Source organism: Bradyrhizobium sp. F1.4.3, from assembly GCF_040548375.1.
In the GTDB taxonomy this organism is placed as follows: domain Bacteria; phylum Pseudomonadota; class Alphaproteobacteria; order Rhizobiales; family Xanthobacteraceae; genus Bradyrhizobium.
In genome coordinates this window covers 100,637-111,573 of sequence record NZ_JBEPRN010000010.1, presented here as the reverse complement: position 1 = coordinate 111,573, position 10,937 = coordinate 100,637, and the positions used below count along the sequence as shown (strand labels likewise).

Here is a 10,937-nt window from a genome sequence, read left to right as displayed (position 1 = left end):
GCCCAAGATCAGATGGTCGGAGGGACGATACCGGTTTTAGTCGTGGTGCTCGGCCAGGCGCCGCCCGACACTTCGTCCAGGGCGCTGTCACCGAGGCCATCCTTGTCGGACGTTGACGACATCTTGGTCTCGGCGACGTCCTTCAGGTGGCGAGGTTCGGTTTCACCTTCTGAATTGACGCCCTGCGTGTTGCTCATATTCAATCCACCTTCATCAATGCTGATTGTTAGTCGCGATTGCTTCAAGCAGTCGTCGGCTCAGGTGCTTTCCCGGTTAGCCCCCCGGGCCTGCGCTGGCATAGCTGGCACTCGCGAGATTATTGAACGGCTAAACGCCGCCTGACACTTTGTCCAGCGAGCTGTCGCTGAGTGCATCAGCCGCCGGCGTGACTTGGGATGCTGCGGTCCGGGCGCTGTCCTTGAGGCTCTCGCCGGGTACCGCGTCCGCTGTGGAATTCGTGTCCTGCTGATCGGTCATATTCAATCTCCAGCTCTCATCAAGGCCAAGCCCACGACACGGACGTCAGAACCCGTGGGTCGGAGGCACGCGACCGCCGGACACATCGTCCAGCGAGTTGTCGCTGAGTGCATCCTTTTCAGAGGTCGAGATTTGGGATGCCTTGTTCTGAGCGGCATCCTTGCGGCTATCGAGAGATTCGACTTCCGGCTTCGAATTCGTGTCCTGCCTATTGGTCATTGCTCAATCTCCAATTCAAATGATGATCTTCTAAGCCCTAAGTTGTGGCGCAGCGAGGACGTCATTTCCTGAATATTGAAGGGCTTAGGAAAAACGCCTTCCCGGCGTCGCCCTTTGTCTCGTGCGCCTCAGGTGAAAGGTACCGCCGGATTGACTTGCGAGCGATACGGCAGATGCCGTATTTCGTCGTCGGTCACGGGGAAGTGTCGAAAGGCCCCCCTTCGAAGGGCCTCCCTTTCGAAAGGTCCTGTCTTCGATCTCAGGATTTGGCGCCTCTCATCGCGACCTCCTCTACAAGCTTGAGCAGACGGTCAAATCTCTCCCCCGCGATCGAGACCTGGTCGAGCACCGCAGGATCAAGCTCGTCCTTCAAACGCGTCGTCTCGTCACCGAGGCCACTTTCCTGCTCGCCATAGGCCATCCTGCGCTCTGTGGCACGCAGGCGGTCCGATAGCAGGATGGCGAGAGCGCGATAAAAGCGGCTGGCAAAGGCGTGATCTCCCGCTAGCTTGCGCGAGAGGACCTGCTTGTCCAGGAACAGGGCAACCGAATCGAGCTTCGCAGCCACCGTTGCCGAGGGCGGCGCTGAATCGACCAGCGACATCTCACCAACGAAGTCGCCCGCCTCGAGCTGGGCGATCTCGCCGATGCCGGACACGCTCACGCCCATTCGTCCTTGCAACAGCAGGACGATCGACGAGATCGGCACGCCTTCATCGATCAGGACGTCCTGTCGCCTGATGCCGCGGCGGGAGCCGGTACGGGCCATCCAGTCGATGTCGGAGTCATTCAGCACGCCGAATATGAAGAGGACCTTGCGCATAACGGTGACCCCCCTAAAGCGCCTCATCGCGCTTTAGCTCCTTGTTTGAGCATGATCTATTCGGAAAACCGCGGCGCACTTTTCCGGATCATGCTTCAGATCAGTTGACGTTCCGCGAATTCCCCAAACAGGCCCGGCTGCGCCATCAACTCGGCAAAGCTGCCGGTCTGCACGATCTTGCCGCCGCCCAGCACGACAATCCGGTCCGCCGACCGAACGGTGCTGAGCCGGTGCGCGATGACAATACGCGTCAAATTGAGCCTTGATATTGAATCGCTGACGACGGCCTGAGACCGGTTGTCGAGCGCACTGGTGGCCTCATCCATCAGCAGGAGCCGCGGCCGATGCGCCAGCGCCCGCGCGATCAGCAATCGCTGGCGCTGCCCCCCCGAAAGCGTGTTGACGCCCTCCGCAACGAGTGTCTGCATGCCCATGGGCATGGCCTCGAGGTCACGGTCGAATCCCGCCAGCCGTGCGATCTCCCAGGCCTGGTCAATCGACAGACGGGCTGCGCCGCAGATGTTTTCATAGACGCTGCCGGAGGCGAGCCTGGAGTTCTGCAGCACGACACCGACGTCGCGGCGCAACAAGCCGACGTCGATCGTCTCGAGCGACTTGCCATCGACAAAGATCACGCCGGATTCCGGCTTCTCGAAGCCGAGAAGCAATCGGAAGAGTGTCGACTTGCCGCTCCCCGACGGGCCGACAATGGCGAGGTATTCGCCTGTCCCGACACTGAGGCTGACATCGTCGAGGATCAGCGGCCCGCTGTCGCCATAGCGGAACGACACGTTGGCAAACTCGATCGAGCCGCTGATCTCGCCAACCGACTTCCGCTCGTCGCTGATTTCGGTCGGTTCCGAGATGATCGGCTTGATCCGCTCGATCCTCGGGATTGCGACCAGGAGTTCTCCGATCGCCAGCGTCCACTCGCCGACCGCGGCGAGCGACAGTCCGAACGCCGCATAGAATGCCAGGAACGTACCAAGCTCGTGCACCGGCCTCGCGCCTGATGTCGTCTGGGCCAGGGCAAAGACGAGCAGCGTCGCCAATGCAGGGAACGCCGCATCGAGGCTCTTCTGGAGGTTTCCCGCACGCTGCGACGCGATGAAATGGCGCTTCTGCCGGGAAAAGCGCTCGACCCAGATCGAGAGCGCCTGCATGGTCGCGTTCGCAATCCGCAGTTTCCCGACGCCGGTGAGGAGCTGTAGAACCAGCCCCTCCAGCCATCCCTGAAGATAAAGGCTCTCGCGCTCCTCCGACAGCCGGACCAGACTGATCGCGACCACCATTGCGACGCGCAGCACGGCCAGCGCTGTGGCCAACAGGCCCAGCCTGATGTCGAGGTACAGCATCACGGCAAAACTGAAAGCGCAGGACACAAGCGCCAGAAATCCGCGAATGGCGCGGCCGGTGACAATCGTGCGGACGGCCTCGACACCAAGCGTGCGGTCCGCGAGGTCGCCAACGGAGAAGTCGCGGAAAAAAGCGGCCGGCATTCGCAGCAGGCGGTCGACAATTGCCGCCTGCAATACAAAGTCCAGCCGGCCCTCGAGCCGGAGCATGGCGATGCCCTGCATCATCTGAAATCCGCCGGCCACCAGCGTCACGACGATGAGCGCGATGGCGCAGATCAGGAGCTGGTCGACTTCCGCGCGCGGGAGCACTGAATCGATCAGCAGCTTCGTCACCAAAGGCGTCGCCAGCGCGAGAAGGCCGAGGCACAGGGCCGCCAGCATGATCCGCAGGAAATCGCCCCGGACCGTCGCGGCGCCGAACTTCAGGAGATCGCGAACCGTCAGAGCCCGCGACGGCAGCGGGCGATAGAACATCACCGCCTCGGGGACCAGTTCGGCGGCGATTGCCCGCGTCAATTCACGGCGCGTACCGGCGCCGGGGTCGACGATGATGTGGCGGCCGCCTGCCTTGGGAAGGATCGCGACGGCCCGCCGGTCCTGCCCAAGGAACGCGACGAACGGACCGGCACTGTTGGTCCGCCAGTCCGCTCGCAGCAACAGGCGCCGCGCTCGCACTCGCGACGCCTCTGCGATCCTCACCGCGCGCGCAAGATCATCATTGTCGCGCGCCATATTGGCCGGAGCCTGGAGCGAAATGCCCATGGATGCTCCAACCTCCCGACAGGCGGCGAGCAGACCGCTGGCACCGACCGCGCCGGACTGCGATGCTTCGGACCCGGCCGTGATGATGCCGGCAAGACGGCTGACAATGCTGGTCCTGCGCTGCCGGTTGAGACCAGAGCGCAGGCGCAGGCGGTCGGCCTCCGCAAGGGTGTCCTGATCAATCCTGCGGCACAGGCTCTCCATGACGCGCGGGTGGAACCGATCGAGGGCGGCCCAGATCTCGGCAAGCGGAAATGCCGCGCTGCTCCGAACCTCCAGGGTCGCATCCTCGCGGGCGACGATCCACGTCCCCGGCGGCATCGGCGAGGGAGACTCTCCGGAGCCATGGGGCTGCGGCATCTCCATCACGCCGATGGTCCCATGCTCAATCCCGATCCAGCCGATCCGCCGGCCGGACAGCCGGAGAATGTCGCCGGATGCCAGTGCGTATCGCGAGCCGATCGCAGCCTGCTGCACGACCGCTCCTTGAGGAGGGGCTGCGATGATTCCCGACACAAGCGCGGTCCATGCATCGATCGCGTCCCGATCTGCAAAACGGCCACGATGATCAATCACGATCTCGGTCTCGAGACCGCCGACCGCAATCACGGCCACCGCATTCCCGTTTCCATCGCTGATGCCGGGCAGGCCGAAAACGACAGCGCCTTGCTCGACCCGAAACAAATGATGCCGACGGCTCGGCTCGCCGCCGGCACTCTGTCTGACCGCAAACAGGTCGACATAGCCGCGCACGATTTGCAGCACGAGATCGACATCGTTGATCGGCAAGGGTCGATGGCTCTCGAACGCGACCGGGCTCGACGCCGCGCCTTCGCGCCAGGGCGGCGTTTCGAGGGGAGGAGGCCTGTACGCGCTGCTCATTCGCTCGACACCAACTGGACATACTCACCACCCTCGGCGAGCAGTTCCTGATGCGTCCCCCGCTGCACGACCTGCCCGCGGCTCATCACGAGGATCTCGTCACAGTCGCGTATCGTGCTGAGCCGGTGGGCGACGATGATGCAGGTGCATCCCCTGCGCCGGAGATTGTCGTCGATCGCCTTCTCGACGATCGGATCCAGCGCCGAGGTGGCTTCGTCGAGGACGACCACGGAAGGATAGCTCGCCAGCGCTCGCGCGATCTCGAGCCGCTGGCGCTGGCCGCCGCTGAAATTCCTGCCGTCCTCGGCCACGTGGCAATCATAGTTGCCGGCGCGGACAGCGACATCTTCATGGATCAGCGCATCCTTGAGCGCACGCGACAGGCTGGCTTCGGGCACGGTATCGTCCCAGAGCGTGAGATTGTCGCGAGCCGTCCCTTCGAACAGCAGGATTTCCTGATCGATATAGGCGACCGAGTTGGTGAATATCTCCTGGGGAATATCGGTCATCGACCAGCCGTCGATGCGGATGTCGCCGGACCACGGACGGTAGAGGCCGCTGACCAGCCGTCCAACGGTGGATTTGCCGCTGCCCGACGCGCCGACCAGGGCCACCCGGCGGCCGGGCTCGACGACCAGCGAGAAATCCTCGATCAGCGGCGGCTCGAGCGTCGAATAACCGAATGAAATGTCCTTCAACTCGACCCGGCCCGACAGTTTTGCGGGCATGCGGGCGGGCGCACGCTCAATCGGCACCAGGGGACGGGCGGGATAGTTGAAGACGTCTTCGATCCGGAACAAATTGCCCTTGATGGCCAGGAAGGCCGTGGTCTGCTGCACGAGCGCGTTGATCGGCTCGACCAGGCTGGCGAGCAGCGCCTGCAAGGCGACAAGGCCACCGATGGTCAATGCGCCATCGACGATCCGCAAGCCACCCACACCCAACACGATCGCGATGGTCAATCCGGTCAGGAAGGTCGGGCAGGTATCGAGGAAGGTGGAGTAGACGCCGAGATCACGCTCGGCGTTCAGGACCTTGGCCTGAAACCCCGCCCAGCGCGCGAAGGCGTCGTCTTCCAGGCCGCCGGCCTTGATCGTCTCGATCGTGCGGATGATCTCGATGGTGCTTCCATTCAGCTTGGCACGTTCGATGGTCAGCTTGCGGTTGAGATCCTCGCGCTGGCGCGCGACCAGCCTGAGGACGAGGACATTGAGGAGGGCCATGGCGATGCTGATCGCGGCCAGGAGACCATCGTAGAACGCCATCGTGACGGCGATGAAGACGACCGAGATCAGGTTCAGGGCGTTGGCAGCCACCCCGTTCGAAAGCAATTGCGCAATCTGTTCGCTGGCGGCTATCCGGTTGGCGAGGTCGCCTGAGTGCCGCTGCGTGAAGAACTCCATCGGGAGGGTCAGGACGTGCCATAGCAACTGGCTGACCATCGTCACCGTCAGCTTGGTCTGGATGCGCAGGAGCAGCGACTGTTGAAACGCCGTCATCAGCGCCCGCGCCAAGGCCGTCATCGCCATGCCGATCAGCAAGGGCGTGAACCAGCCCTCGACATGCTTGATCAGCACGTCATCGACAAAGATTTTTGCGAATGCCGGAACCAGAATGGTGGGCACCACGAGCGCCATGCTGAGCGCGACCAGCAGCAGCACCGCCCCCAACGAACTCGACAGTCGCCGCCTTAGCAGCGGAAAGAAATCCGGCTCGCGCCCGCCCGGCTTGAATTCAGGTCCTGGCTCCATCGCCAGGACGACGCCGGTGAAGGACGCATCAAACTCATCATGGCCGACCTTGCGACGCCCGACCGAGGGGTCGTTGATATAGGCGCAATCCGCATCCAGCCTTTCGAGCACCACGAAATGGTTGAAGTTCCAGTGGATGATCGAGGGCATCGGCAGCTCACGCAGCGTTGCCGGCTCCTTCCTGAACCCCTTTGCCGTCAGTCCGAATTGCCGCGCGGCCTTCAGCACGTTGCTGGCCTTGCTGCCGTCCCGGGACACGCCGCATGCTTCGCGCAGCTTTTCCAGCGGCACCCAGAGACCGTGATAGGCCAGGACCATCGCGAGCGAGGCCGCGCCGCATTCCAGCGCTTCCATCTGAAACACCGTAGGAGTGACCCAACGCCGCCGCATGCGCCTGATCCGGTCCCCGAGGCGATCGAGGAAACCCGGCTGGTCGTCGGTTTGGTGCGATGACGCGGTCATGCGCTGGCGATCCTAACCGCCAATTCCGGTCAGCCGCTTCGTCAGCGGGATCACCAGATCGATCGGCCGCTGCTCGCGCGTCGTGACCTCGGCGCGGGTCAACGTGCCGCTCGAGAGCAGGATCGGCGGCCCCTTGCCCGAGGTCCAGCGATACAAGCTGAAGGTTGACGGATCGCGCTCCAGGGCCACCCTGGCCGCATAAGGCGCGCCGTCCCCGGAGAAGCGCTTGACCAATGCATCGTTGTGCAGGTCCGCGAGCATGCCCTGGGGCGTTACCGGGAAATCCGAAACCGCCACCACTTTGCCAACAATCGCACCGTATTCCTCCCGCTTGATCGTGGCCGGCTCGATACGAACCTCCATGCCCGGCCTGATATTCTTGCCGCGGTCCGGCGGCATGTAGATGGTTGCCTCCAGGACCTGCCCCGCGATCTCGATTTCGATCACCGGCGCACCGATGGCAAGCACCGCGCCACTGGACACCTTGAGTTCGACGACACGCCCGTCAGCGGGACTGAGAATTTGCGATCCTCGTTCCAGCTCGGCCGCAAGCTGCTCAACCGCCCGCCTGGAATCATTGACCTTGAATTCCGACAGCATGCGATCGCGCTCACGCTGGCTTTGCAGATCCAGCCGCTGCGCGTTGAGCTTGAGAATGTCGTTCCTGGCGTCGGTGATGCGCTCCCGCGCATTGTTGAGTTCGACGCGGCGGTCCTCGAGATATTTGCGCGTCACAAATCCGCCCGCTGCGGCAGGCTCGAGCTTGGCCACCTCGTCCGTGAGATAGGCAGTGCGCTGCTCGGCGACCGAGATTACGTTGCCCAGACCTGCTTCCTGAGCCGCATAGTTGGCGAGCTTGGCATCAATCTCCCGCGAGATCGCCCCGGCGAGTTCTGCATGCTCGCGCTCGCGCTCGCGCAGGACGTCCCTCGCCTGCTGAAGCCGCTGCTCGGTCTCGGTCTGGACGATATGGGCGATCACCTGATCGTGGCGGACCGCATCGCCGATGCCGACGTCGAGCGAGGCCAATTTGCCGCTGACCGCGGATACGGCATCGACCAGGCGGCCGCCACTGCTTAGCAAAATGCCGTCGCCAGACACGCGGGTTGGAATGCGGCCGAGCACGCTCCAGGCAACCAGCACGACCAGTCCCAGCGCCAGCGCGGCCGCGGCCATCCAATCGAACGGGCGCGTGACGCCGACGACATGGTCGAGCTGTTCGGGATTCGAGAGCCGCTCGATGGCCGCTTCCCGAAAGATTCGTTCCGTCCCGCGCTTCATACAGTCCCCGCCAACGCCCAAGCCGTCCTCGACTGCGCTCGATTTGGTCGGAATGCTTTCGTTTTTACAAGCAGAGATTGCCTGCCAGCGCGGGCGAAGTTCTGACTGCCACGCCTTGAAACCCAAACCTTCATTGTACTCGAGGCCTGGCATTCACGCAGCCACGCCGAGTTCGCTCATATCTGGTTGCGAGAACAGCCTTCAGACATCGTCCGCTCGCTTTGGCGCAGCCCGCCGCGTCCTGCGAAGCACAATGCCTGATTGGCAGGCATGGTTGTCTCGAGGCGGTCAAATGCGGCCGCCGCAAAAGAGCCGTCGGTTAAGTCGGCGACGTCGGGTTCGCAGTTTGGTTCGGAGCGGCGGCAGAATGGCGCGCCAAAGACGAAATGACCGACGCCCCGCGCGCGGGACCATCGGTCATCGTAAGGGCTCGACAATATCCAAACCGATCCCGCCGTCATCCCAAGATCAGATCGTTGGAGAGACCTGAGCAGAGTGCAACGTTGCGTACGGCCAACCGCCGCCTGACACATCGTCCAGAGCTTTGTCACCGAGTGCGTCCTTGGCAGACGCCGACGAGATTTTGTTCTCAGCTACGTCCTTCGGATCGCGAGGTTCGGCTTCCGCATTTGAATTAGCAGCCTGCGTATTGGTCATTTCAATCTCCAATTTCATCAATGCCAAGCGTCATACCGACGTTCGAACGAACTTTGCGCTCATCTCTTTTCCAGAATATTTCGAGTGCTACGGAATACCGTTTCGTCGCTTCACCTTCTGCACAATATTTGCCATCCACTCACGCGAATGTTCGAGACGAAATTCGCCCCATTAAGCTTCATATCTCTATCTCCGTCGCTGGGCGATACGGCAGATGTCGTATTTCGTCGTCGGTCAGGAGGCAAATATCGAAATGCCCCGCGCCGCCGAGGCCAAGGCCCAGCGTCCGATCCCTCGCTGGCCCCCCACCCAGCCGAGCATTCCCCACAACAGGCCTGACACGCAGGAAAACGCAGCCGCAGCGGCTAGCCCGCTGGAAGACCGAGACGAATCGCGTAGGCCGTCAATTCGGCACCGCTGTGCAGATCGAGCTTGCGCATAAGATTCTCGCGATGTTTCCGGGCCGTCAGCGGGCTAATGCCAAGACGGCTGGCGATGTCGCGGTGGGTGACGCCATCAGGGATCATTCCGAGGATTTGCCGCTCACGCCTCGTCAGCGTGACCGGAGATATGATCGCAGCCGTGGCCTCCGGAGTTTCGTTCGGGCCGTTATGCTGGTTCACTGCAAAGCGAACCTCCTCGGCCACATAGGCGTTGCCACTTCTGATGGCATCGATCGCAGCGATGAGTTCGGATGGATCGCCGCTCTTGGTCAAATAGCCATTCGCGCCCGCGGAAAAAGCTGCCCGAACCGAACGTGGCTCGACATTGGCGGTGAGGACCAGAACTCGCAGCTCCGGCCATGCGATTCTCAGCTGAGCTATGAACTGAAATCCACTCACACCCGGCATGCCGAGATCGAGTATGAGAAGATCGGTGGAGCTTTCGTTCAGCAGCCGATGGACAGCTTCAGCGTCCGCCGCTTCTCCACTGACAGTAAGCTCGTCTACGGTCGACAGAAGCTGTTTCAGACCTTCCCGCATGATGGCGTGATCGTCTGCAATGATCGTCCTCATGTGGTCGCCCAATTTTGCGGTGATTGTCCTGCGCTGCCTTGTTGCCGAACTGGCGGCGAATGGACGCTGAGCCTGGTCGATTCACAGCCCGTACGTGCTCGAATAGCCGCGATTGTAACCAGAGGCGCGAGTGGCGTAACTACAAGACCAGCAGCAATCCAGAAAACAGCAACATGGCGAGGATGATCCGCCGGAACGACGCTTCATTGACACAGCGGAAAGCGAAAATCCCTAGCGCCGCGCCGGCAAGCAGTGCCGGAATACTGGCGACGAACTCAACCAGGACCTTCGAGGACAGATCATTTTGGAACAGCATCAGCGCGAGCGCGAAAATCTGCATCGCAGCAATGAAAGGCTGCACCAGCCCGCGCTGCTCGGTTTTTGGCACGCCGTGGATGTCACACCATATGGTCGGTATTGCACCCGGCATTGCCGTCAACCCGCCGACAAAGCCGCCGCCGAAGCCGATTAATGCATTGCGTCCCACATTCATCTGCAGGCGACGAGAAAGCACTGGCCGGAATAGCGTATAGGCTGCATAACAGGCGATGGCGAGACCAAAGCTCTCTCTGAATATCCGCGCGTCTGCAGCTTGCAGCAACCAGACGGCGATCGGAACGCCAAGCAATCCGCCGAGGACCAATACCGAGCTCTGCTTCCAGCGGATACTTTTTCTCAACGCCCAAAGATTCGTGGCCTGCACGGTGATGCTGCAGGCCATCATCAGCGGGATCGCCTCCAGTGGTGGGAGAACGTGAAGGAGAATCGCGCCGGCCACCGCCGAAAAGGCAAAGCCCGCGAGGCCCGAGACGAAGGCACCGCAAAACACGGCGATACTGAGCAGGCAGAACGACGCAATGTCGCCCATGAGCGACCCCTCCCGGTGGATAAGATCCTGGAATCTGGAATAACGGCTTGGCGATTAGTCCCCGGACGACAGTCCGGGCGGCTCGGGTGCTGCCCCGGCGTCGCTCTGGCGGGCGGAAATCAACATCGTGGCCGCAAGGATGTGCACAATGACAAAGCAGATGGCGATCGTTGCCAGCAGCCTACTCTCGCCCGGTGCCGAAATCCGAAGTTTGCGTTCGGACGACTTTTCAGTGAGCGACATTGGCACGTCCTCCAGCATCTGACCGAGAGTCAAACTGGTGCCACCTGTTGTCGATCAGGTCACGATACTGTCGAAGGGTGCGCTCTGCCTGCAGCCGTCGCGAACAGTGCAGCGCTTGAAGGAGGCACACAGACGAGC

The 10,937-nt window shown here is 62.1% G+C and carries 11 protein-coding genes; all 11 read right to left on the bottom strand.

Translation table 11 applies throughout. From position 1 onward, the window contains the following. Positions 1–8: 8 nt before the first annotated feature. The 11 genes from ABIB73_RS24210 to ABIB73_RS24160 all read right to left on the bottom strand — a co-directional run bounded on the left by ABIB73_RS24210 (position 9) and on the right by ABIB73_RS24160 (position 10,799). Positions 9–197: a hypothetical protein gene (locus ABIB73_RS24210; protein ID WP_354228050.1), complete on the bottom strand. Its 189-nt coding sequence runs from the start codon at positions 195–197 to the stop codon at positions 9–11. A gap of 130 nt (positions 198–327) precedes the next feature. Continuing rightward, on the bottom strand, positions 328–477 hold the full coding sequence (locus ABIB73_RS24205; protein WP_354228048.1) for a hypothetical protein: 150 nt from the start codon (positions 475–477) through the stop codon (positions 328–330). Between the two features lie 45 nt (positions 478–522). Next, positions 523–696 carry a hypothetical protein gene (locus ABIB73_RS24200; protein WP_354228046.1) on the bottom strand — a complete coding sequence of 58 codons (174 nt, stop codon included), beginning with the start codon at positions 694–696 and terminating at the stop codon, positions 523–525. Positions 697–955: 259 nt separating this feature from the next. Then, complete coding sequence (locus ABIB73_RS24195) at positions 956–1,519, bottom strand: cyclic nucleotide-binding domain-containing protein (RefSeq protein ID WP_354228044.1); 564 nt, start codon at positions 1,517–1,519, stop codon at positions 956–958. Between the two features lie 95 nt (positions 1,520–1,614). After that, positions 1,615–4,521 (bottom strand): NHLP bacteriocin export ABC transporter permease/ATPase subunit, encoded by a 2,907-nt coding sequence (locus tag ABIB73_RS24190; protein WP_354228043.1) that lies wholly within the window; start codon positions 4,519–4,521, stop codon positions 1,615–1,617. After that, positions 4,518–6,734 carry an NHLP family bacteriocin export ABC transporter peptidase/permease/ATPase subunit gene (locus ABIB73_RS24185; protein ID WP_354228041.1) on the bottom strand — a complete coding sequence of 739 codons (2,217 nt, stop codon included), beginning with the start codon at positions 6,732–6,734 and terminating at the stop codon, positions 4,518–4,520. The genes ABIB73_RS24190 and ABIB73_RS24185 overlap by 4 nt, the downstream gene beginning before the upstream one ends. Before the next feature lie 12 nt (positions 6,735–6,746). Then, positions 6,747–8,015, bottom strand: a complete 1,269-nt coding sequence (locus ABIB73_RS24180) for an NHLP bacteriocin system secretion protein (protein WP_354228039.1) — start codon at positions 8,013–8,015, stop codon at positions 6,747–6,749. 468 nt (positions 8,016–8,483) lie between these two features. After that, on the bottom strand, positions 8,484–8,672 hold the full coding sequence (locus tag ABIB73_RS24175) for a hypothetical protein (protein WP_354228037.1): 189 nt from the start codon (positions 8,670–8,672) through the stop codon (positions 8,484–8,486). A 365-nt stretch (positions 8,673–9,037) separates the two neighbouring features. Further along, on the bottom strand, positions 9,038–9,688 hold the full coding sequence (locus tag ABIB73_RS24170) for a response regulator (RefSeq protein ID WP_354228035.1): 651 nt from the start codon (positions 9,686–9,688) through the stop codon (positions 9,038–9,040). Positions 9,689–9,827: 139 nt separating this feature from the next. Continuing rightward, complete coding sequence (locus ABIB73_RS24165; RefSeq protein ID WP_354228034.1) at positions 9,828–10,556, bottom strand: sulfite exporter TauE/SafE family protein; 729 nt, start codon at positions 10,554–10,556, stop codon at positions 9,828–9,830. 54 nt (positions 10,557–10,610) lie between these two features. Further along, positions 10,611–10,799 carry a hypothetical protein gene (locus ABIB73_RS24160; protein WP_354228032.1) on the bottom strand — a complete coding sequence of 63 codons (189 nt, stop codon included), beginning with the start codon at positions 10,797–10,799 and terminating at the stop codon, positions 10,611–10,613. Positions 10,800–10,937 lie beyond the last annotated feature (138 nt).

Excerpts from the sequence above, each read along its gene's own strand:
- ABIB73_RS24190 (WP_354228043.1), bottom strand. The coding sequence starts at position 4,521 with ATGAGCAGCGCGTACAGGCCTCCTCCCCTCGAAACGCCGCCCTGGCGC.
- ABIB73_RS24160 (WP_354228032.1), bottom strand. The coding sequence starts at position 10,799 with ATGTCGCTCACTGAAAAGTCGTCCGAACGCAAACTTCGGATTTCGGCA.
- ABIB73_RS24180 (WP_354228039.1), bottom strand. The coding sequence starts at position 8,015 with ATGAAGCGCGGGACGGAACGAATCTTTCGGGAAGCGGCCATCGAGCGG.
- ABIB73_RS24200 (WP_354228046.1), bottom strand. The coding sequence starts at position 696 with ATGACCAATAGGCAGGACACGAATTCGAAGCCGGAAGTCGAATCTCTC.
- ABIB73_RS24165 (WP_354228034.1), bottom strand. The coding sequence starts at position 10,556 with ATGGGCGACATTGCGTCGTTCTGCCTGCTCAGTATCGCCGTGTTTTGC.
- ABIB73_RS24210 (WP_354228050.1), bottom strand. The coding sequence starts at position 197 with ATGAGCAACACGCAGGGCGTCAATTCAGAAGGTGAAACCGAACCTCGC.
- ABIB73_RS24195 (WP_354228044.1), bottom strand. The coding sequence starts at position 1,519 with ATGCGCAAGGTCCTCTTCATATTCGGCGTGCTGAATGACTCCGACATC.
- ABIB73_RS24185 (WP_354228041.1), bottom strand. The coding sequence starts at position 6,734 with ATGACCGCGTCATCGCACCAAACCGACGACCAGCCGGGTTTCCTCGAT.
- ABIB73_RS24205 (WP_354228048.1), bottom strand. The coding sequence starts at position 477 with ATGACCGATCAGCAGGACACGAATTCCACAGCGGACGCGGTACCCGGC.
- ABIB73_RS24175 (WP_354228037.1), bottom strand. The coding sequence starts at position 8,672 with ATGACCAATACGCAGGCTGCTAATTCAAATGCGGAAGCCGAACCTCGC.
- ABIB73_RS24170 (WP_354228035.1), bottom strand. The coding sequence starts at position 9,688 with ATGAGGACGATCATTGCAGACGATCACGCCATCATGCGGGAAGGTCTG.